General features: G+C 64.0%; 16 protein-coding genes and 1 tRNA gene. 9 read left to right on the forward strand and 8 right to left on the reverse strand.

Annotated elements, in window-relative coordinates:
* The first annotated feature begins 84 nt into the window (after positions 1 to 84).
* Positions 85 to 2,382: a fused MFS/spermidine synthase gene (locus CS1BSM3_RS25700; protein WP_072392786.1), complete on the forward strand. Its 2,298-nt coding sequence runs from the start codon at positions 85 to 87 to the stop codon at positions 2,380 to 2,382.
* 143 nt (positions 2,383 to 2,525) lie between these two features.
* Complete coding sequence (locus CS1BSM3_RS25705; protein ID WP_072392789.1) at positions 2,526 to 3,251, forward strand: haloacid dehalogenase type II; 726 nt, start codon at positions 2,526 to 2,528, stop codon at positions 3,249 to 3,251.
* Between the two features lie 184 nt (positions 3,252 to 3,435).
* Here the strand turns inward: CS1BSM3_RS25705 and CS1BSM3_RS25710 are convergent, their stop codons facing one another.
* Positions 3,436 to 3,612, reverse strand: a complete 177-nt coding sequence (locus CS1BSM3_RS25710) for a YdcH family protein (protein WP_072392792.1) — start codon at positions 3,610 to 3,612, stop codon at positions 3,436 to 3,438.
* Between the two features lie 196 nt (positions 3,613 to 3,808).
* On the opposite strand from CS1BSM3_RS25710, the gene CS1BSM3_RS25715 reads away from it, so the two are divergent.
* From CS1BSM3_RS25715 to CS1BSM3_RS25735, 5 genes are all read left to right on the forward strand, one after another.
* On the forward strand, positions 3,809 to 4,429 hold the full coding sequence (locus CS1BSM3_RS25715) for a ribonuclease D (protein ID WP_072392794.1): 621 nt from the start codon (positions 3,809 to 3,811) through the stop codon (positions 4,427 to 4,429).
* A 131-nt stretch (positions 4,430 to 4,560) separates the two neighbouring features.
* Complete coding sequence (locus CS1BSM3_RS25720; RefSeq protein ID WP_072392797.1) at positions 4,561 to 6,603, forward strand: LptA/OstA family protein; 2,043 nt, start codon at positions 4,561 to 4,563, stop codon at positions 6,601 to 6,603.
* 22 nt (positions 6,604 to 6,625) lie between these two features.
* Entirely contained in the window at positions 6,626 to 7,465 is an 840-nt protein-coding gene (gene lptB, locus CS1BSM3_RS25725) for an LPS export ABC transporter ATP-binding protein (RefSeq protein WP_072392800.1), read from the forward strand.
* 184 nt (positions 7,466 to 7,649) lie between these two features.
* Entirely contained in the window at positions 7,650 to 9,218 is a 1,569-nt protein-coding gene (rpoN, locus tag CS1BSM3_RS25730) for an RNA polymerase factor sigma-54 (protein WP_072392803.1), read from the forward strand.
* 210 nt (positions 9,219 to 9,428) lie between these two features.
* Positions 9,429 to 9,503, forward strand: a tRNA-Lys gene (locus CS1BSM3_RS25735).
* Between the two features lie 85 nt (positions 9,504 to 9,588).
* On the opposite strand, the gene CS1BSM3_RS25740 is transcribed toward CS1BSM3_RS25735, so the two are convergent.
* The 7 genes from CS1BSM3_RS25740 to CS1BSM3_RS25770 form a co-directional block, all read right to left on the reverse strand.
* Positions 9,589 to 9,780, reverse strand: coding sequence for a hypothetical protein (locus tag CS1BSM3_RS25740; RefSeq protein WP_072392806.1), 192 nt, complete (start codon positions 9,778 to 9,780; stop codon positions 9,589 to 9,591).
* Positions 9,781 to 9,807: 27 nt separating this feature from the next.
* Positions 9,808 to 11,319, reverse strand: coding sequence for a multicopper oxidase family protein (locus CS1BSM3_RS25745; protein ID WP_072392808.1), 1,512 nt, complete (start codon positions 11,317 to 11,319; stop codon positions 9,808 to 9,810).
* A gap of 29 nt (positions 11,320 to 11,348) precedes the next feature.
* Positions 11,349 to 11,729, reverse strand: a complete 381-nt coding sequence (locus CS1BSM3_RS25750; protein ID WP_244540615.1) for a hypothetical protein — start codon at positions 11,727 to 11,729, stop codon at positions 11,349 to 11,351.
* Between the two features lie 23 nt (positions 11,730 to 11,752).
* A complete protein-coding gene (locus tag CS1BSM3_RS25755) occupies positions 11,753 to 14,899 on the reverse strand; it encodes an efflux RND transporter permease subunit (protein ID WP_072392811.1) in 3,147 nt (1,048 codons plus the stop codon).
* An 8-nt stretch (positions 14,900 to 14,907) separates the two neighbouring features.
* A complete protein-coding gene (locus tag CS1BSM3_RS25760; RefSeq protein WP_072392814.1) occupies positions 14,908 to 16,575 on the reverse strand; it encodes an efflux RND transporter periplasmic adaptor subunit in 1,668 nt (555 codons plus the stop codon).
* A 125-nt stretch (positions 16,576 to 16,700) separates the two neighbouring features.
* Complete coding sequence (locus CS1BSM3_RS25765) at positions 16,701 to 18,077, reverse strand: ATP-binding protein (protein WP_072392817.1); 1,377 nt, start codon at positions 18,075 to 18,077, stop codon at positions 16,701 to 16,703.
* Positions 18,074 to 18,829: a response regulator gene (locus CS1BSM3_RS25770; protein ID WP_072394587.1), complete on the reverse strand. Its 756-nt coding sequence runs from the start codon at positions 18,827 to 18,829 to the stop codon at positions 18,074 to 18,076. The genes CS1BSM3_RS25765 and CS1BSM3_RS25770 overlap by 4 nt, the downstream gene beginning before the upstream one ends.
* Positions 18,830 to 19,404: 575 nt before the next feature.
* Between CS1BSM3_RS25770 and CS1BSM3_RS25780 the strand changes: the two genes are divergently transcribed.
* Together CS1BSM3_RS25780 and CS1BSM3_RS25785 are read left to right on the forward strand one after the other, a co-directional pair.
* Positions 19,405 to 20,511, forward strand: a complete 1,107-nt coding sequence (locus CS1BSM3_RS25780; protein WP_072392822.1) for a helix-turn-helix transcriptional regulator — start codon at positions 19,405 to 19,407, stop codon at positions 20,509 to 20,511.
* A 210-nt stretch (positions 20,512 to 20,721) separates the two neighbouring features.
* On the forward strand, positions 20,722 to 21,378 hold the full coding sequence (locus CS1BSM3_RS25785; protein ID WP_072392825.1) for a hypothetical protein: 657 nt from the start codon (positions 20,722 to 20,724) through the stop codon (positions 21,376 to 21,378).
* Positions 21,379 to 21,400: the final 22 nt, after the last annotated feature.

A 21,400-nucleotide genomic window follows, 5' to 3' on the forward strand; every position in this document is an offset into this window, starting at 1 on the left:
GACCATCACGCGCTCCATTCAGCGAAACTAAAGCAATAGTCGCCATAGTTCCCCACACCTGCGTCCAGGGGAGTGAGTGGCGTTATGGAATACGTTGCCGGTCAAATCGCGCGGCTGCGCCAGTCATGGACCGCCGGCGATACGCGCCTCGTTCTTTGGACATTCACGGCGACGCTCTTTCTTTCCGCCGTCCTCCTCTTTTCCGTCCAGCCGATGTTCGCGAAGATGGTGCTGCCCAAGCTCGGCGGCTCGCCATCGGTCTGGGCCGTCTCGATGTGCTTCTTCCAGGCCATGCTGCTGGCCGGCTACTGCTACGCGCATCTGCTGAACCGCTACCTGCCGCAGCGCCTCATTCCGATTGCCCATATGGCGGTGCTCGCGCTCGCCATGTTCGCGCTCCCAATCGGCCTCTCGGAGAGCCGTGCCGAGCCGCCGGCCGGAGATGCCTACGGCTGGCTGATAGTGACCCTCGCCCTGGGCGTCGGCCTGCCGTTCTTCGCCGTCTCAGCCAATGCGCCGCTTCTTCAGTCCTGGTTCGCGCGTACGGGGCACCCCCACGCCGGCGATCCCTATTTCCTGTATGGCGCATCCAATCTCGGCAGCCTTGCCGCGCTTCTCGCCTACCCGATCCTCATCGAGCCCTTCAGCGGACTGGCGCATCAGGCCGCGCTCTGGGCCGTGGGTTTCCTGGCTCTGGCGATGATGATCGCGCTCTGCGGGATGATGATGGTCACTGCGGCAAGCACGAATGGAGCACACGGCAGCTCCCTTGCGGCAGAAGCCCCCTCGCACCTCGATGCCCGCCAGCCGACCGTGGCACAGCGCGCAGGCTGGGTCGCGCTCGCATTCGTCCCCTCGGGCCTTCTCGTCGCCTTCACGAGCTACGTCACGACCGACATCGCGTCGGCGCCCTTCCTCTGGGTGCTCCCGCTCGCGATGTTTCTCGCGACCTTCATCCTCGTGTTCCGCGACAAGCCCTATATCCCGCATCGCTGGATGCTCGTGCTCCAGCCGATCGCGACGATCGTGGTGCTGCTTGGCATATCGCTCGTCGGAAATCGCGGATGGCAGGTCGCCTCGATGGGCGGCACCTTGGCCTTCTTCGTCGCCACCATGGTGTGCCACCGCGAGCTTTTCGAGCGGCGCCCCGCGAGCCGGTATCTGACCGAGTTCTATTTGTGGATGTCGCTTGGTGGCGTGCTCGGGGGCATGTTCGCCGCTCTCATCGCACCCCAAATCTTCAGCACCATCTGGGAGTATCCGCTGCTGCTCGTGCTCGCCATGGCGTGCCGCCCCGGCATGAGTGCGCGCATTTCCGGCAGCGAAGCGCGCGAGCTTGCGGTGGTTTGCGCGGCAGGCGTCGCGGCCATGACGTTGCTGGCGTTTCTGCAAGGACGTGGCCTTCTGCTCGTGCCGAACGCCGTGCTGAGCCTCCTCGTTCTGCTCGGTTTCGGCTCGCTCTGCGTCCTGCAGCGCGACAAGGCACTGCGCCAGTTCGCCTATGCGGTCATGACCGCGCTCACGCTCGTCATTCTGCCATCCCAGATCAGCCGTGGTGAGGCAGAGCGCAGCTTCTTTGGCACGCATCGCGTCACGACGACGGGCGACGGCAAGGTGCGCATGCTCCTTCATGGCACGACGCTGCACGGTGCCGATCGCCTCATTGCTGAGGACGGCTCTCCCGTACAGCAGCCCGTGCCGATGACCTACTACCACCCCGAGAGCCCGATGGCGCTCGGCGCTGAAGTCATGCGCAATGGCAAGAGCTCGGCAGGCCCTGTCCGCGTCGGCATCGTCGGCCTCGGCTCAGGCGCGATGGCCTGCAATGCGCGCGCCGGCGAACAATGGCGCTTCTACGAGATCGACCCCGTCGTCGTGCGCATTGCGAGAGATGCGACGCGCTTTCGCTACCTGTCGTCCTGCCAGCCGGAGGCCGACATCGTTCTCGGCGATGCACGGCTCACCCTCGCGAAGGAGCCGTCAGCGCGGTTCGACTATCTGGTCATCGACGCATTCTCGTCGGACGCCGTTCCGGTCCATCTGCTGACGGTCGAAGCGCTCAATCTCTATCTCGACAAGCTCTCGCCTGACGGCCTGCTCGCGCTGCACGTATCCAATCGCCACCTGGATCTTGTCTCGGTCGCGACCGCCGTCACCAGCGCCGTGCCCGGCCTGCACACCGCTGTTGCTACCGACAAGCAAACAGGTCAGGGGTTCGACCGCACGAGCTCCCAAGTCGTCCTGGTCAGCAGATCACCGGCCACGATCGAACGCGTCCTTGCCTTGCCGTTCGCCAAGCCCACGAAGCCGTCAGCCCTGCGCCCCTGGACGGACGACTACTCGGACATCCTGGGTGCGATCTGGCAGAGGTACGGGCGATAGGTGTGCTACGGGCGCCAGGCACTGGCGCTCATCAACCAGCAGCACGCGCGGTGCTCGCGAGAGCGTTGCTTGACAAGTCCTCTCCTGCGGCCCACCGAGGAAGCAACGCCCGGATTTCTCCGGCGATCGCTTGGGAGAGCAACGTGAAACTCTCTGACTTCAAGGTCCTGACGTTCGACTGCTACGGCACGCTCATCGACTGGGAGAGCGGCATGATCGCCGCGCTTACGCCGCTGACCGAGCGCCTGCAGCCCGCCCCCACGCGCAATGAAATTCTCGAGGCCCATAGCCGCATCGAGGCCATGCAGCAGCTCACCACGCCGGCCATGCCTTATGCCGAGCTTCTCGCCGTGGTCTACAAACGGCTTGCCGAGCACTGGCGTCTTTCGGTGAGCTGGCAGGAATGCCTTACCTACGGACGATCGATTGCCAACTGGCCGGCATTCCCCGACTCAGGTGAAGCCCTTCGCTACCTGAAGCAGCACTTCGCGCTCGTGATCCTGTCCAACGTCGACAACGAAAGCTTCGCGCATTCCAATGCCCGTCTCGGCGTGGCCTTCGACGCGGTCTACACGGCCGCGGACATCGGATCGTACAAGCCGGCGATCCGTAATTTCGAGTACATGCTCGCCGACCTTGCTCAGCAGGGTGTCGCGCGTGGCGACATTCTCCATGTCGCGGAAAGCCTGTTCCACGACCACGTGCCGGCAAACAGCCTCGGCCTTGCCTCGTGCTGGATCCATCGCCGCCACGGCGACGAGGGTTTCGGCGCCACCCGCCCCCCAGGGACCATGCCCAAGCTCGATTTCCGTTTCGAGAGCATGGCGGCACTGGCTGCGGCACATGCCGCCGAGGTCGGGGCAGACTAAAGAGCCTTCCCGGCACAGGAGGCCGGAAAGGCTGCGTCACCGCAAAGTCTGGGAGGCATTCCGGCGCAACTACCTCCTCGCCCGGTCTGCGAGCCACATCGGCCCGGTGACCGGCAAAGGAGATGTATGGGTCACATGGCGCAGGCGGCGGTATCCGCTACCAGCGCCACCGGCAGGGATCTGCCTAGTGACTCCTCTTGGTGCTCAGTCTGCTTATTTCGTCCTTGAGTTTTAGTTTTTCGAGCTTCAGCCGGGTGATCTCCACGTCATTGGAGCCCGGTCGGCTCATCTCTTCCTCGATCCGGCGGTCGAGAAGCTTGTGCTTCTCAGAAAGCTCTGCGAGATGTGCGTGTAGCGACATCAGGCCCTCCGTGTACGAGTTGACAGTTGAAAGTCTGCCACGGAACGGCTGCGCTGTCCAACCGGCTCGGCATCAACTGGTGTAAAACAAGCCGACGTCCACGCATTAACGCTGACTGATCACGCCTCAATCGGTTAGATACTTTCTACAAACTATACAAAATCTTGCGTCAGCGAACTCACGGAACCGATCGGTCATGACGGCACACCAGATCTTCCTTCACCGCGGCGACCTCCCCGCCGGCCTCGCCTTTACCGGCGCCGTGGCCGTCGACACCGAGACGCTCGGGCTGAAACCGCATCGCGACCGCCTCTGTCTCGTGCAGCTCTCGGCCGGCGATGGCGCCGCCCACCTCGTCCAGCTCGACGGCACCGACTGGTCCGCCCCGCGGCTCAAGGCGTTGCTCACCGATCCGGGGATCACCAAGATCTTTCACTTCGCCCGCTTCGACGTCGCGGTGCTGGAGCAGTATCTCGGGGTCGTCACCGCGCCGATCTACTGCACGAAGATCGCCTCCAAGCTCGTACGGACGTACACCGACCGGCACGGCCTCAAGGACCTCTGCCATGAGCTGCTGGGCGTCGAACTCTCGAAGCAGCAGCAGAGCTCCGACTGGGCTGCCACCACACTGTCCCAGCAGCAGCTCGCCTATGCCGCCTCGGACGTCCTGCACCTGCACGCGCTGAAAACCGCCCTCGACGCCATGCTCGCCCGCCAGGACCGCACGGCGCTCGCCGAGGCCTGCTTCCGATTCGTTTCCCAGCGGGCCAAGCTGGACCTCGCCGGCTTCGAGGACATGGATATCTTCAGCCACTGAAAGAGGCTGTGGGTTATTCCGTTTTCGCCGTAACAGCTTGCAGGGTGTCCCAATATCTCCCAAATTCGCCTTCAGTGAATGGGGAGGAGCCCGGCTCCGACAGGCCCGAAAGGGCGCATCAGCGGGCAAGCATGGCGACAGCGATCGATTCACGCCGGCTGCGGGACCGGCCGGGTGGCTTTGTTCCGAGCGGAACGGGCCATGCGGCGGGCGATGATCGCGTGCGCGCTTTCGCAGCCGCCCGCCGCCATAGCTGGATGGTCCGCACACTGCGCCTTGCCCTTCCGCTCCTTGCTGTCGGGATGCTCGGGATTTACGGGGCAACGACCTGGCGCATTGCCACGCTGAGAGCCAGCGGGGTGACGCTCGAGGAGGTCCGCCTCTCCAACGACCTCCTCGTGATGGCCAATCCGAAGTACGCCGGCAGCGGCAAGGACGGCTCGCGCCACGCCGTCCGCGCGCGCTCGGCCGAAACCGATCTGCTGACCCAGAAGCTGGTCAAGCTCACCGCCATCGAGGGCGATATCACGCAGCTCAGCGGCAACAAGATCGATCTCACCGCGACGCGCGGCACCTACGATCAGGAAACGGGCGTGCTCGAGCTTCACGAGCAGATCGACGTGCGCTCGACCGACGGCATGACCGCCAAGCTGACGGCCGCGACGGTGATGACCAAGGAGAACCGGATCATCTCCAACGAGCCGATCACCGCGGCGACGGCAACGAGCCGCATTCGTGCCCTCAGAATGGAAATGGCCACGCAGAGCAGGCTCGCGACCTTTACGGGCGACGTCGCCGTGCGAATGACGCCACCTCCCACGGATAGCACCGCGCCGAAGAAAGAAAAGCCGGCGGCCACCGCGCTCGGGCCGAGCTTCTCCTCTGGTGAGCCCGTCGATGTGACGTCCGATCGCCTCGTCGTCGACGATGGCAAGCACACGGCCATGTTCCGCGCCAATGTCATCGCCCGTCAGGGGACGTCGACGCTCGCGGCCCCCGAGCTCGATGTATTCTACGCAGGCCGCTCTGCATTGCCCGGCGCTGCCGCGAGCGAGTCGGCAGCCGATCCGGCGGCCTCGCGCCTGACGAAGCTCGAAGCGCGCGGCGGTGTGCTCATGACGCGCGATACGGATCGTGCGACAGCAACGACGCTGCACCACGATGCGGAAGCGCAGCGCACGACACTTTCGGGCCCCGTGGATATGACCTCCGGTATCGACCGCCGTGCGACCAGCGCGATGGCCGAGATCGACCACAAGGCAGACCGCATCATGCTCGATGGCGCTGTCGTGCTCTACCAAGGCCGCAACATCCTGCGGGGCGAGCGCCTTGCGATCGATCGCGCGAATGGCCGTGCACGCCTCGATAGCCCCCCGGATGCAGCGCGCAGCCCCGGCCGCATCAGCGTGCTCCTGTACCGGACCGAGCAGCCCGCCCGCTCGCGGCCCTCGGCGCCGGCAGCGGATACGGGCGAGAATGGCGTTATCGGCGCCTTCCGGACCGATCCGAACCAACCGATCGATATCGACGCGGCGGTGCTGGATTTCGATGAGGCGCGCCGCAATGCGCACTTCACCGGCAATGTCGTCGCCAAACAGGGTGAGTTCGTGATGCGCACGCCGAGCCTCACCGCGTATTTCCAGGGACAGACCTCGCTTCTGTCGGCGGCGCCGAAGGGCGGCGATGCCGCATCGGCCTCGAGCCTCAAGAAGATCGAGGCGAGAAACGGTGTGGTGATCACGGGCAAGGACGGGCAGAAGGTGACGGGCGACTCGGCCGATTTCGATCCGGCCGCCAACTTCGCGACCGTCACCGGCCGGGTGATCGTCCATCAGGGCAAGAATGTGGTCGAGGGCTCGAAGCTCATCATGGACCTGACCTCGGGGCGCACCCGCTTTGAGACCGATGGCGCCCAGACCGCGACGGCGAGGCCCGCGCCGGAGAGCTCGCTGCCGTGCGTCGCCGGCCAGACGTGCACCTCCAAGCCGCGCGTCCGCGCTGTTTTCTATCCCAAGGATGCAAAGCGCCCGCCTGCGACCCGCAATGCGCCCGGCTCGACCACACGCCAGGGCTCCGATCAGGCCCCGACGCCGCGCGGCACCGGCCAGTCCTCCTGGCAGTCTTCGACCACGCCATCGACCACACCGGCACCCGACGCGGGGGCTTTCCGATGACCTGCCGCCCGGGGATGCCTTCATGAGCCAGAACGGCTGGATGCAGCGGCTCGGCTTCGGTCGCCGCCAATCGCACAATGGCGCGCACCATGAGGAGGAGGCGGAGCCCTACGACTATGCCGATCATGGTCACGGCAGCCACGAGGGCTGGCTGACGGCGGTCGGCGTGCGCAAGTCGTACAAGCGCCGCCTCGTCGTGCGCGGCGTGGATCTGGCCGTCCGCCGCGGCGAGGCCGTGGGTCTTCTCGGCCCCAATGGCGCGGGCAAGACGACCGTCTTCTACATGATCACCGGCCTCGTTCCCGCCGATGCCGGCCACATCACGATCAATGGCCAGGACGTCACCCGCCTTCCCATGTACCGGCGGGCCCGCCTCGGCATTGGCTACCTCCCGCAGGAAGCCTCTATCTTCCGAGGTCTGACCGTCGAGCAGAATATCATGGCCGTGCTGGAGCTGGTCGAGCCCAACAGGCGGCGGCGGCGCGAGCAGCTCGACGAGCTTCTCGAGGAGTTCCGCATCACCCGCCTCAGGAAGAGCCCCTCGATCGCGCTTTCCGGCGGCGAACGGCGGCGCTGCGAGATTGCCCGGGCGCTCGCCTCCCGCCCGGTCTTCATGTTGCTGGACGAACCGTTCGCCGGCATCGATCCTATTGCGGTGGGTGAAATTCAGCAGCTCGTACGCCACCTTACGCAGCGCGGGCTCGGTGTATTGATCACCGATCACAACGTCCGCGAGACGCTGAGCCTCGTGGATCGCGCCTATGTTATTGCCGACGGCCAGGTCCTGACCCAGGGCAGCCCGTCGGAAATCATTGCCAATGAGGATGTCCGCCGGGTGTATCTTGGCGACATGTTCGGTTAAGCGCTGCCCCAAATCAGGGCATGTCTTTTGGCGGAACCGGCACTCGGCACGCAATGCTGTTTACGATTCTGGGCTAGAGTGCCCCACTAGTTGCAGCACGCGGCCGACCATGAAGGCTGCTGGCATTCGAGTGGTATCCTGCGCGGTGTAGGGCATCGCGGGGCAGCGGTTGGGGATAGTAAGTATGGCGATTACGACGAAGCTCGAGCTCCGCCAGAGCCAGCAGCTCGTCATGACGCCGCAGCTGCAGCAGGCGATCAAGCTCCTGCAGCTCTCCAACCTGGAGCTCAACGAGTTCGTCGATGCCGAGCTCGAGCGCAACCCTCTGCTCGAGCGCGACGATGAACAGTACCCGGCATCCGGCCCCACGGAGAGCGCTCCCGAGAAGGAGAGCGGCGCGGAGGACGACTTCGGCGGCGACGACGGTGACTACAGCAATGGCGACGAGCCGTCGGCCGCGCAGGACATGGTCGCCGACGCGACGAAGCTGGCCAGCGACCTCGATGTCGACCGCGATGTTGCCTTCGCCGAGGAAAGCCCGCAGGACATTGCCGCATTGCTCGCCGGCAGCACCTGGTCGGGCGCCCGCCAGTCCGGCTCGCTGGACAGCGAGGAGACCGATCTCGAGTCGATCCTGACCAGCGACGTCTCGCTCCGCGAGCATCTGTCAAACCAGCTCCAGCTCGCCGTCAGCGATCCCGTGGAGCGCATGATCGGCGGCTATCTGATCGATCTCGTCGATGACGCCGGCTACCTCCGCGCGGACCTCGACGAGCTGGCCGACCGCCTCGGCGCTGCCCCTGCCCAGGTCAGGGCCGTGCTCGCCAAGCTGCAGACGTTCGATCCGCCCGGCGTGATGGCGACATCGCTCAAGGAATGCCTCGCACTCCAGCTCAAGGAGCGCGGCCGCTACGACCCCATGATCGCGAAGTTCCTCGATCATCTCGAATTGCTGGCCGCGCACGACCTGCGCCAGCTCAAGCGCATTCTCGGCACCGACATGGAGGACATCACCGACATGATCGCCGAGATCCGCTCGCTCAATCCCAAGCCCGGCAATGCCTTCGACGGCCCGCCGGTGCAGACCGTGATCCCCGATGTGCTCGTGCGCCCGGCGAACGATGGGAGCTGGCACGTCGAGCTCAACAGCGAGACCCTGCCCCGCGTGCTCGTCAATCGCGCCTACTACACGCGCGTATCACGCAACATGCCGGCGCAATCGCGCGACAAGGAATTCCTGGTCGACTGTCTGAACACGGCCAACTGGCTCGTGAAGAGCCTTGACCAGCGGGCGCGCACGATCCTGCGCGTTGCCGAGGAGATCGTGCGTCAGCAGGATGCCTTCCTCGTGCACGGTGTGCAGCATCTGAGGCCGCTCAATCTCAAGACGGTCGCCGATGCCATCAAGATGCACGAATCGACGGTAAGCCGCGTCACATCATCGAAGTACATGGCCACGAACCGCGGCATCTTCGAGATGAAGTACTTCTTCAACTCGGCCATTGCCTCGGTCGACAACGGCGTTGCCCACTCCTCCGTGTCGGTCCGCCATCGCATCAAGCTGCTGATCGATGCCGAGGCCGCGAGCGCCGTGCTTTCGGATGATCAGATCGTCGACATCCTCCAGCGCGAGGGGATCGACATCGCGCGCCGGACGGTCGCCAAGTACCGGGAGGCCATGGGGATCGCCTCGTCCGTCCAGCGCCGCCGCGAAAAACGCGCCCATGCCCAGACAGCCCGAGTGGCCGGCTAGGCAGCCGCGGGCACAATCGGGGCCAGGAGCGGGGCTCAGGCGTTGCTATCCCGGGCAAAGCCCTGTAATCACGGCGCCTGAGCCTGATCGTTCCAGAGGGGGCCCCGCGCCCCCCGTCTGGGGTCTGGATCATGCTCCCATCCTAGGCTTGGAATGTGATTGCCTTTGATGAGCCCGCGACGCCGGTTTTGGCCGGCAATCGCACTCAGGGGGCGGGTAGCTCAGTGGTAGAGCATCTGACTTTTAATCAGATGGTCGTGGGTTCGATCCCCACCCCGCTCACCAGTGAAATCAACGCGATAGGTTTTCAGCCGCCCGCGGGCGCCCATGAAAGCGCCCACGTAAGGCGAGAGGCGAGCGGAACCGCCGATCAGCTCTCGACGGGGCTCTCTTCGCTCTTCTCGACGAAGGCAACGAGCGTTCCGACCTCAGCAATAGATACGTACTCGTGATCGACGGAGACGCCGAGATTGCGCAGCCGGCCGATCGCGCGCAAGAAACTCTCGGGCTTCATGCCGAGGCGATTGGCGATCAGCGCCTTCTCGTAGGGCAGAACGACCACGCAGGAACCGCCGCGGCGTCTGCAGTGCTATGAAACCTGCACCTCGGTCATCATGCCTGTCGCCATGTGATAAAGATGATGGCAGTGCAGGAACCAGGAACCCCTGTGAGCTGCATCAAAGGCGATCGTAACGGGCGCGTGAGCCGGCACGATGACCGTATCTCGGATAGGGCCTGAGAACCGACGGCCACCAACGCCAACCACCTGGAAATGATGTCCGTGCAGATGCATGGGATGCATCATCGAGGTCGGGTTCATGAACGTGATCTCGGCACGATCACCCTGCCGAACCTTGAAGGGCTCGTGCTCACCGTGGACACTGCCGTTGATGGTCCAGCGATAGCCGGCCTCCTCGCCAAGCATGGCGACGAACGATGCCTGCGGCCGCATGGTCGGGAGCGGGGTGGCCGCTCGAAGGACGGCCTCGAACGCGAGATCGAGGAGCTCTGCCTTTTGTGTGGCCATCGCGGGACGTCGCGCAATATCGGCGCCCGGAGTCGCGAGGACAATGCCAGTGAGGAACGTCGCGTCCTCGACCTGCGCCAGCACTGAGAACGCGCCGCCTTCACGAGGGATTTCAACCGCAAGGTCGATCCGCTGACCCTGCGCAAGCGGGTAGCTCGCTTGCTGCACGGGTTGGCAGGAGACGCCATCGACCGCTGTGGCGCGACTGGCGAGCCCGGGCGTCGATACGAAGAAGGCCGTCGCCGTGCCACCATTGATGATGCGCAGGCGCACACGTCCTCCCTTCTCGACCTTGACGATCTGAGGGTCGTCGAGCGTGCGTTCGTTGGCCAGGTAGGCATCGTAGCGAACATCATTGGCATGCGTCATGCTCATCATATGTCCGCCATGCCCCCGCATATGCCCGCCCATGCCGTGCATGGCGTGCCCACCTCCGGGCCCATGTTGCATCGGGGCAGACGCGCGACGCGCCGGACCAGGCATTGGCCCCCGTCCTGCTCCATGGCCCCCATGGGCATCTGTTCCGCCAAGCTCGGCCAGAATCTCCAGCGGTGACCGGAAAGCAAAATCATGGAGCATGACGACGACGTCCTGCACGTCCCCGGCATCTCGCTCCCGCGTCACCATGGGCGCAGCAAGGAGGCGTTGCTCCGAAAGAGTGTGGGAGTGCATCCAATGTGTGCCGGGCGTGAGCTCGAAATCATGCATGTCGGAAAGATCGGGAGCCAACGCGCCGCCGCCGGGGCGCGCACGGTCCTGATCGGCGGGCGCCTTCACCTGCCCGTGCCAGTGCATCTGAAGCGGCTCGCCCGAGGCATTGAGTAGCGCGCCGGAAAGACGGTCGCCCTCACGGGCCATCAAACCGTTCGTCCCTCCTGGGCCCTCGATATGGAAGACTTTCGCGGGCTTTCCGTTCACCTCGATCGTGCGCGTGCCGACCTTGAGCGTCGGACTCGCCGCGTGAACTGGTACCCAAGGGACGCCCGCAATCAAAGCGCCGCCCGCGGCGGCGGATGACTTGAGAAAAGTGCGGCGGTCCAGAAGCGGCACCTTCTGATTTCGGCAATGGCTCATGATCGTATCCTTGATGCTGATGGTGCTCGTCAGAATTTGCCCTGCGCAGAGGAGCCATCCGGGGCCGTGAGCTGTACGACGCCCTTCACGCCGCGCTTGATCGGCGCCGGTGCAGTTCCAACCAGCTTTGAGCCTTCAACAGGAGCAAGAGCAAAGCGCTGTGATTTGCCATCGATGATGAAGATCGCCGTTCCTTTGAAACCCGCCGCAGGGATCGGCTTGTCATCGGCGTCGCTGAGATAGACCACCACGTTGGACGAGCCGTCGACGACAAGCTCCGTGTGATACTTTCCTGCATCCACGCGCCACCCACCATGCCGACCCTTTGCAGCGTCATGAGCGAGAGCGAAGGTCGGCGCGAGAAGCGCCACACTGAGGGCGATTGTTGACATGAGACGATAGGCGGACACGGCGCAGACTCCTTTGCTCTGTATCAATAGGCCTGAGAGGGACGAGGTCCGGCGTCGACCTCGGAGACGGATTGCTCTTCTCCGCGCGCCTGGGCGATAAGCCGAGCGAGTGGCTTTTCGCCATAGCGCAGGAACAGGACGGGCGTGAGCAGGGCATCGAGAAGGGTGGCGCTTACGAGACCGCCGAAGATGGTGATCGCGACGGGGTAGAGGATCTCCTTGCCGGGCGCATGGGCATCGATCATGAGGGGAACGAGCGCCACGCTGGCCGACAATGCCGTCATCAGAACTGGCGTCATGCGCTCGAGGCTCCCGCGCATCACGAGATCCGGGCCGAAGGACATGCGGTCGTGGATCGCGAGGTTGATGTAGTGGCTGATCTTCAGGATGCCGTTGCGGGTCGCGATTCCGGTGAGTGTGATGAAGCCGATCATGCTCGCGACGGAGAGCGGCTGCCCGACCCACCAGAGCGCGACCACCGATCCGATCAGTGCCAGAGGCACGCTGCCCATGATGATCAGGACGAACAGGATCGAGCGATAGCGGCTGTAGAGCAGCGTGAAGACCATCGCGAGAGAGATGAGCGAAAGCACGCCGATCGTGCGCATGCTTTCCTCCTGCGCTCGAAACGTGCCCTCCAGGCTGACAAAGAAGCCCGAGGGCAAGCTGGCAGCCGCGATCTCGCGCCGGATATCGGCAACAATCGCCGCCATGTCTCGGGCGCCGTCGGAGTTGGCGAGAACGACAATCCGGCGTTTGGTGTTCTCGCGGAGAATCTGGTTCGGCCCGTCCGCCTCCTTCACCTCGGCGACCTGCCGGAGCGGCACCCAGCCCGAGGGCGTCTCGATGAGCAGATCGGCGAGGCCCTGCGTGGTGCGGGCGCGATCATTCAGGCGCACAACCAGATCGAAGCGCTTGTTGCCATCCACGAGACGCGAGACGAGCCGCCCATTGGATAAGCGTTTGAGCTGCTCGGTGATCTGTGCGGGCTGCAGGCCGTAGAGCGCGGCCTTGCGATAGTCCACGCTGATCTCAAGCTGAGGAATGCGTACCTGACGCTCGACCTGGAGATCGACGAGGCCCGGAACCGTGGCCAGCCTCGCGCGCAGTGCCTCGGCCAGGCTGCGCAGCGTGTCGAGATCCTCGCCGAAGAGCTTGAGTGCGATCTCGGCGCGAACGCCTGAGAGCATGTGGTCCAGGCGGTGCGATATGGGCTGGCCGACATTGGTTGCGGCCGGCAGCACTGCGAGACGCGCACGAATATCGTTGATGATCTCGCTTTTCGTGCGGCCCGAGGGCTTCAGGTCCACCTCGATCTCCGAGGAATGCACGCCTTCAGCGTGCTCGTCGAGCTCGGCACGCCCAGTGCGTCGTGCCGCGAGTTTGACCTCTGGCACTTCGAGGATGAGCTTCTCTGCAATGAAGCCGACGCGATGGCTCTCCGCGAGAGAGATACCAGGCTGGAAGAGCAGATTGATCGTCAGCGTTCCTTCGTTGAAGGGTGGCAGGAACGCGCGCGGGAGGCCCGCTGCGGCGACCATAGCGAGGACAACAGCCATGCCCGACGCTGCCATCAACATCCGCGCGTGGCCGAACGCCCAGGTGAGCGCGCGCCGGTTCGCACGCTTCAGGGTGCGCACGAGCGGGCTCTCGTGCTCATCGAGCCGCTTCAGGCTCGGCAGCAGGTAGTAGGCCATCACCGGCGTCAGCGTGATCGAGACGAGCAGGCTGACCAGGATCGAGGTGATGTACGCTTGACCAAGCGGCGCGAAGAGGCGCCCCTCGATCCCCGACAAGGCAAAGAGCGGCACGAAGACGAGCACGATGATCATCGTCGCGTAGACAATGCCGGAGCGGACTTCCTGGCTCGCGGCCACGATCACATCGAAGGTGGAGCGCGGATTGCCGAGCTCCCGGTTCTCCCGAAGACGACGAAAGATGTTCTCGACGTCGACCACGGCATCGTCGACGAGCTCGCCGATCGCGATCGCGATGCCGCCGAGGGTCATCGTGTTGATGGAGAGGCCGAAGAGGTGGAAGACGATAGCCGTTGCCAGGATGGAGACGGGGATGGCTGTCAGCGAAATGAAGGTCGTGCGGAAATTGAGCAGGAACAGGAACAGGACGATCGCGACGGCGCCGATGGCCTCGAGCAGGACCTTCTGGACGTTCCCGATGGACGTTTCGATGAAGTTGGCCTGGCGGAAGACAACCGTGTCGACCTTGATGCCCTGCGGCATGGTCTGATTGAGCTCTTTCATGGCTCTCTCGACCTCCGCGGAGAGCTTGACGGTATCGACCGCCGGCTGCTTTTCGACGGACACGATGACGGCGGGGCGGCCCATGAATCCGGCATCTCCGCGCTTCAGCCGGGCGCCGTAGCTCACTTCGGCAATTTGGTGGAGGTAGACGGAGCGCCCGCCCTCGGCGCGCACCACAACGTCCTTGAGATCCGCGAGCTTGAGCGTGCGGCCGATATTGCGGATCAGAAATTCGCGACTGTACTGATCGGTGAAGCCGCCACCGGTGTTCGTGCCGAATTGCTGAAGCGCGCGCTCCAGATCGGCGAGCGAGACGCCGAGGGCACGCATCGCCGGCGGATTTGGCGCGACCCGATATTGGCGCACCTCGCCGCCCATCGGTATGACCTGGGCAACGCCGGGTATGGTCAGGAGCCGCGGCCGCACGACGAAGTCAGCGATCTCGCGCAGCTCCATCGGGCTTGCCGTCTCCGAGGTCAGCGCGAACATCAGGATCTGGCCCATGATCGAGTTGATGGGCCCCATCTGCGGCGTGACATTCGTCGGGAGCTGATCCCGGACCAGCCCCAGGCGTTCGGCAATCTGCTGGCGATTGCGATAGATGTCCGTGCCCCACTCGAACTCGACGTAGATGATCGAAAGCCCTATCCCTGAGACGGAGCGCACCCGCGAGACGCCGGGGAGCCCGTTCATCTGCGTTTCAATGGGAAAGGTGACGAGCTGCTCGACCTCGTTCGGCGCGAGCCCCTCGGCCTCCGTCATGATGGTGACGGTCGGTCTGTTGAGGTCGGGGAACACATCGACCGGCAGACGATGCAGAGTGAACGCGCCGTAGATCACGAGCACGACTGACAGCGTGATCACCAGCAGCCGATTGCGGAGGGACTGAGTGACGAGGAAGGTGAACATTGCTGGTCTCAGCGGATCTGGTTCAGCAGCTCGGCACCCTGCGTAACGATGCGGCGCCCGGCCTCGATGCCTGCCACGGCGAGCAGATGTGCGCCGTCGAGCGGCTCGACGCGAACCTCGCGAATGACGAAGCGCTCCGCATTCGTGTGGTCGTAGACAATGCTCTGGCCGTTCGCGCCGCGCAGTACCGCCTCGCGCGGCAGCGCGATCCCCCGACGCTCCTCTGCCGTCGACGCGACGACCGTGACGAACTGTCCTGCACGGAGGCCCGCGGTGCTTCCCTTGATGGCAAACTGATGAGGAACGGCCTGATTGCGGTCAGCGAAGCCCGTGCCGAGGTATTCGAGCTCGAGCGTCCGGCCGTCGGCCAGAAGGCCTTTGGCCGAACCGTTTGTCGTGTGCGCTTCGTAGCTCAGCGCTTCGATCCAGAGCACGCTGGGATCGATGATCTGGAAGATGACGGCATTCGGCTCGGCCATCTGTCCGGCAACCGCACTGGCAGCGGCGATGATGCCGTCGACCGGAGCGACCAGCGCCTCGGCCTCGCGTTGTACGCGGTCAAGATTGGCGCGCCGCGTGCGCAATCCCCGCAGTTCCAGCTCGGCATCCTCGAGCTGGCTTTTCGCGATAACTTGCTCGATCGTCCGCAGCCGCTCGACCTTCCGCGCGACAATGGAGATTTGCTGGTCGAGCTCGCGCGCCTGCTGCTGCTGGACGGTCGCATCGGCGAGCGGCAGCGGTGGCCGGACATAGGCAAGGACGTCGCCTGCCTTCACGGCAGTGCCGAGCGGCTTGAAACCGCCTTCGGGAGGTGACAGCCGGCCACCGACCGAGGCTTGCACAAGGCCACTGGCATTCGGGCTCGGGATGATACGACCAGGCAGCTCGATCGAGCGACGGTGAGTGCGCTGCTCGGTGAGTTGCGTCCGAATAGCGAGAATGTGCTGCGTGGGCTTTGGCACGAACAGCGCGCCATCGGCGAACCGCTGGGCAATATCCCGCGGAGCGGCGACAGCCACTGTATCAGCACGCACGGGACTTCCATGCAGTGAGCCGCCCCCAAGAGCAGCAATGACGATCATACCTGCTGCCGTTCGACCGCGAACGCGCCACGTGACGAGCGCTCCGGCCGCGAAGCCCACGAAGAGCGCCAGCCAGAGCGAGCCCGCAGCATCGCCAAGGCGCTCCCGGAACTCCTGCGCAAATGCGCTGTTGAAGATCCATGAAGCGCTGCGCGTAGCTGCCGGATTGAGCACGTCCGCGGGAATTTTCAGCGTCGCAGCGAGAATATCGACAGTATCCTGAGCCGTCACGATAATGGCGAGATCATAGGAACCCGGCGTCGTCAGGAACGGCGCATCGGCCGCGTACACGCCGTTCCCCTTGTCGACCGGGACGAGCTGGCCGGAGGAAGTATCGATCTCGATCGAGGCGCCGGTGACCGGCGCATTGGTGCGAAACTGATCGAGATGGATCATCAGCTCGCCACCGCGCGCAATGAGGACCATCTCGAAATCCGACGAGGATGCCTCAGCGCGAGGGGCTATGGTGTTCGAGACGGGCGGCGGCGGCGCACCGTGGTCGTGGCCCTCGTGAGCGTTGCCAGCGCCAGCTCCCGCACCAAGTGCGATGGCCAGGAGTGCCGCCTTGCAGAGCCTTGCATTGAAGCGACCCATAGTGTCCTCGCGCCCCGGGAAAACTCGCACCTGAGTAGCCGGAGCTGCGTGACGCCGCGTTGCGCCTTCGTAACAAATTGTTTCAGGACGTGGGGTGGCAGGGAATAGTTGGTACGATGGGTGCTCTAGGTGCCCGCTGGAGACGCCCCCGCCGGCTGCGCAGCGGAGAGAGCCGTGGAGGCTTGCCTGGCAGCAGGGCGAACCGGCAAGCGGACGATCGCACTCAGGCCGCCTTCTGCTCGATTGCGCAGCGTCAGGCTCCCGCCGTCCGCCTCGATATTGGCCTTTGCGATCGTCAAGCCCAAGCCGACGCCACCGGTTTCACTGTTGCGCGACTCTTCGAGACGGACAAATGGCTCGACGACCACGTCGATCTGGTCCTCGGGTATGCCCGGCCCGTTGTCATCGATGATCACGTAGACATCATCGCCTTCGACTTCGGTCGATACCGATACACGGGAGCCAAATCGGAGCGCATTGCCGACGAGGTTGGATAGTGCGCGCTTGAGACCAATGTGCCGTGCGTTCACGACAACATGCGTCCGGCTGCTCAGAACCGCATCATGCCCTGCGTCGTTGGCGTCGTCGACGATCGTCTGGAGCAAAGCTCCGAGGTCTATGGCGCGCTGTGGCTCGGAGGCTTCCTCGTCTCTGAGATATGAGAGCGTCGCGTCGATCATCTGCTCCATCTCCGCGATATCTGCGGACATCGCGCGCTGCAGCTCGGGGCTGTCGATTTCATTTATGCGAAGCTTCAGGCGGGTGAGCGGCGTTCTCAGATCGTGCGAGACGGCTGCGAGAGATCGCGTGCGCCGCGACACCAGGCCTTCGATCCTTTGGCGCATGTCGTTGAAGGCGGCCGCAAGCTGCCGCACCTCGAGGGGGCCGCGTTCGGGGACTTCGGATTTGGGATTGTCGGGAGACCACACCGTCACCGCCCGCGCCATACTGCGCAAAGGTCGTGTCAGCCACCGCGCCATGAGCAGAGACATGAGCACGACGCCGATAGCCATGAAGCTCGTCGAGAGGAGGGTTCCATGGCGACCGCTGCCCGAGGGTGCTGCGGCAAACAAGCTCGCATTGAGCCACGTGCTGTCAGGCAGCCGGATGGAAAGTGATGCGACGTGGGCATCCGTGCTCGTGCCGACCAGGACATCATCTGCCCCGAGCTCGGGGGCCAGCTCCCGAATTCTCGATGTCAGGCTGTGCCAAGCCTCGGCCCCAGGGCCGCCGGCCGAAGCCCCCTTGACCTTGCTCCAGTGAACATCGATCGGCCCGGTCGAAAAATCGTGTGCCAACGCTTCGCGCTGCGCTTCGGGTACAAACATCACGCTGCGCTTGATGAATATCAGGCGCTCGGCCAGTCGGGACTCGTGCGCAAGTGTCAGCTCCTGATCGAGAGCGTGCTCGTAGGTCCAAAGGCTGACGATATGGACGAGCGAGATTCCGAGCACCGATACCAAAATAAGGCGCGCGACCAGCGTATCGAACAATCCGATCATGCCCGTGTCACGGCTGGGACGAACATATAGCCGATGCCTCGGATCGTCTTGATCATCGCCTGGCCGTCCTCGCTGGCATCGAGCTTCTTGCGCAGCCGGCTCACCTGGATGTCGATCGCGCGATCGAAGCCTGTTGCAACTCTATGCTTGGCGCTGTCCATAAGTATATCGCGGCTCAGCGCTCGTTGCGGATAGTCCAGAAATGTCAGGAGCATCTCGTACTCCCCCGTCGAGAGGTCGACGATGGCCCCTTCCGGGTTCGTAAGCTCGCGCCGTCGCGTATCGAGTGACCACCCTTCGAACCGAAGCCGATAGCCTGCACTTTGCGGAGCACCGGCAGAACCCCGTACGCGGCGGAGCACAGCGTTGATGCGGGCCAGCAGCTCGCGGGGATTGAACGGCTTTACCAGATAGTCATCGGCGCCGATCTCGAGGCCGACAATTCGATCTGTGTCGGCACCAAGCGCAGTGAGCATGATGACCGGCAGCAATGAAGTGGAACGAATCTCTCGACAGAGATCGAGACCGTTTCCCCCCGGAAGCATGATGTCGAGGATGACCAGATCGATGGTCGTGGCTGCGAGAATTTCCCGCATCTCGCGCCCATCACGAGCCATCGATACCCGATGCCCGTGCTCGCGCAGGAACTTGGCCGCAAGCTGGCGGATCTGAGCGTCGTCGTCGACGACGAGAATATGCGCCTGGGCTGCTCCCGGCGTCGGGCTGGTGCGGTGATCTGTCTTGGTCGTCATCATCGGCATGGGGTAAGTGCGCTTCCGCCCAAGCATACGCGCTTTCCCGTATCGCGCCATTTCTGCAGTGTTTCAAAATGTTTCATGCTGGCCCCTGGGCCATGAGAAAATCTCGGACAGGCTCGAGAAAGGATGCCTTGCGGGCAATAGTTGAAAGGCTCTACTTCCAGCGCTTAGGCGGGGCTGCATACTGATCGTACAAGTAGACTGTCATGCATCGCCAAGCAGAACGGCCACCAGATCCTGTTTACCGGTGCTTCGGCAGCGCTTTTCAAAGGCGAGAAGATGGGCCTGGTCGGACCTAACGGCGCAGGCAACGCCGCAACGGTCGATCCCAATAGCGGAAGTCGAACAACTTGCAGTGGGCGACGCCATAAGCGCCGCCGACGATGTCCGCTTACTGGAGACCGCGTCGGCACGCGCCAGGTTCTCGGAGATTTTCCTTGTCGTCGCGCCCCTGCGCGCCTTTCAGAACCACTGCAGCGCCGAGATGTATTTGATCGCCATCGACCATAAGCTAGGATATCCCTACGCGGCGCGTCGGGGGATGCGCTGCCTGTGCGTCGGGGGCGCGCATGCGGTTGGGAAGCGATTGGAGCGACCGGCTGATCGACCGGATCTACGAAGCCGGCGTGGTGCCTGAGCAGTGGCCGGCGGTCCTCGATGACCTGACCAAGCTCGCCGACGGCGCCGGCGCACTCATTCTGAGCCGCTCACGCTTCCAGGAGCATTTCATCGGCACGCCCGAGGCGGTGCGCATTTTTGCAGGGGCAGTCGCAGAAGGCTGGCAGGGCGAGCGGAATCCTCGCGCACCCCGACTCTTTGGCGCCAAGCATGCGGGCTTCCTGACCGATCTCGACGTGTTCACCCGCGAAGAGATCGAGCGCGAACCTTATTTCACGGAGTTCTTGCGACCGCTTGGGTTAGGCTGGGGTGCGGCGACCGCCATCGAGGTACCGAGCGGCGACGTGATCGCCTTCGATGTGGAGCGGTCATTCGAGCGCGGCCCGATCGAGCGGCCAGTCGTGGAGCGGCTCGACGAACTGCGGCCGCATCTGGCGCGCGCAAGCATGCTCTCGGCCCGGCTCGCCTTTGAGCGTTCCCGCGCTGCAGCGCTGGCGCTCGAGCATGTCGGTCTGCCGGCCGCCGTGCTGGGACGCAAAATGCACATCCTTGCCGCCAACCCCTCGCTCGAAGCCATGATGCCGGGCGTGGTGCAGGACCGTAGCGCGCGCGTCGCGCTGGTAGACCACAACGCGGACGCGTTGCTGGCGGAGGCTTTGAGCCGGCTCGCGCTGTCGGATGACCTCCGCGGCGTGCGCTCCATCCCGATCCCCGCACGGCAGGAGCAGCCACCCCTGATCGTCCATCTGGTTCCGATCCGCCTCGGCGCGAACGACGTGTTCTCCAGCGCCTCAGCCATTCTGGTGCTGACCCCGGTCGTCCCTGCCGAGGTGCCGACGGCGGACGTGTTGCAGGGCCTGTTCGATCTGACGGCAGCCGAGGCCCGGGTCGCGCGCAGCATCGCTCAGACGCAGACCATTGAGTCCATTGCGGACAATCTCGGCGTATCGCGCGAGACGGTCCGAAGCCAGCTCAAGGCGGTTCTCGCGAAGACCGGAACCGCGCGTCAGGTGGACCTCGCCGCGCTGCTCGCGGGATCCCGTATTCCACCTCACTGAACCCTTCTTTCACCCGTTTGGGGGATGCGGGCTCGCGATAACGCGCCAACATTCGCGGGTCCCTGGCGTGCCTGCCGGCAACGATCGCCGGAAGAGCAACGCGCATGGCGGTTGTCAGGATGGTGCTATCGATTTGAGGAAAACAAACCAATGCCGATGGTCCTGCTGAACTATTGCTGATTGGGGCGAGAGGCATATCGAGAAATTGAAATGCTGGTTCGGAAGACTGCGAGCGTTCTCTATATCGGTGTAGCCATTATTGTCGGACTTTCATCGGTAGCCCATGCGGAAAACCTGCATCGCAAGTATCGCGATCTCGGCATCGAGAAATGGGACTGCGGCTATATCGTGATTACGGATCCTCGCTACCCCGCATGCAAGGCGTGCGAGGACAAAGGCATGGAGTACGACGACAGCGGAAGCGGATCCTGCGAGCCGGCTGAATCGCTGCGCGACCGCACACGAAGGGCCTTCGGCCTGCCCCCGCGCTCTCGCGAGCAAGCGCCATCGACGAAATCCGGCGGGACATCCCGTGCGCCCAAGGTGCGGTACCAATACGGGGCTCTTGCATACGGAAAGCTGAAAAATCCAGACGGCACCGAAACGGGCGTCACGGGATATGCGCGCATGACGAACCAGGTTGAAGCCGATGGTGCCGCGGTATCCGCGTGCATTGGCAACGGCGGGCAAGGCTGCAGCGTCGTCGGCAGGTTCAGCGGAGGCAAGTGCGGCTACATCGTCTTGTGCACGAATCGCTCCGGCGTCAGCTATGGCGCAGCGGAAACGGACGCGGCTGCGGCCGGTAAATGCTTCGGCGGAAAATATTCAAAGCGTGATCGCGGCGTAGGAGGATGCACCGACAAGTGATGCGCGCGCCCCACTGGATCAC

The organism is Hyphomicrobium sp. CS1BSMeth3, assembly GCF_900117415.1.
Lineage (GTDB): Bacteria > Pseudomonadota > Alphaproteobacteria > Rhizobiales > Hyphomicrobiaceae.

Coding starts and splice junctions, on each gene's coding strand:
- CS1BSM3_RS25700 (WP_072392786.1), top strand. CDS start 85: ATGGAATACGTTGCCGGTCAAATCGCGCGGCTGCGCCAGTCATGGACC.
- CS1BSM3_RS25710 (WP_072392792.1), bottom strand. CDS start 3,612: ATGTCGCTACACGCACATCTCGCAGAGCTTTCTGAGAAGCACAAGCTT.
- CS1BSM3_RS25715 (WP_072392794.1), top strand. CDS start 3,809: ATGACGGCACACCAGATCTTCCTTCACCGCGGCGACCTCCCCGCCGGC.
- CS1BSM3_RS25720 (WP_072392797.1), top strand. CDS start 4,561: ATGGCGACAGCGATCGATTCACGCCGGCTGCGGGACCGGCCGGGTGGC.
- lptB (WP_072392800.1), top strand. CDS start 6,626: ATGAGCCAGAACGGCTGGATGCAGCGGCTCGGCTTCGGTCGCCGCCAA.
- rpoN (WP_072392803.1), top strand. CDS start 7,650: ATGGCGATTACGACGAAGCTCGAGCTCCGCCAGAGCCAGCAGCTCGTC.
- CS1BSM3_RS25745 (WP_072392808.1), bottom strand. CDS start 11,319: ATGAGCCATTGCCGAAATCAGAAGGTGCCGCTTCTGGACCGCCGCACT.
- CS1BSM3_RS25755 (WP_072392811.1), bottom strand. CDS start 14,899: ATGTTCACCTTCCTCGTCACTCAGTCCCTCCGCAATCGGCTGCTGGTG.
- CS1BSM3_RS25760 (WP_072392814.1), bottom strand. CDS start 16,575: ATGGGTCGCTTCAATGCAAGGCTCTGCAAGGCGGCACTCCTGGCCATC.
- CS1BSM3_RS25765 (WP_072392817.1), bottom strand. CDS start 18,077: ATGATCGGATTGTTCGATACGCTGGTCGCGCGCCTTATTTTGGTATCG.
- CS1BSM3_RS25770 (WP_072394587.1), bottom strand. CDS start 18,829: ATGACGACCAAGACAGATCACCGCACCAGCCCGACGCCGGGAGCAGCC.
- CS1BSM3_RS25780 (WP_072392822.1), top strand. CDS start 19,405: ATGCGGTTGGGAAGCGATTGGAGCGACCGGCTGATCGACCGGATCTAC.
- CS1BSM3_RS25785 (WP_072392825.1), top strand. CDS start 20,722: ATGCTGGTTCGGAAGACTGCGAGCGTTCTCTATATCGGTGTAGCCATT.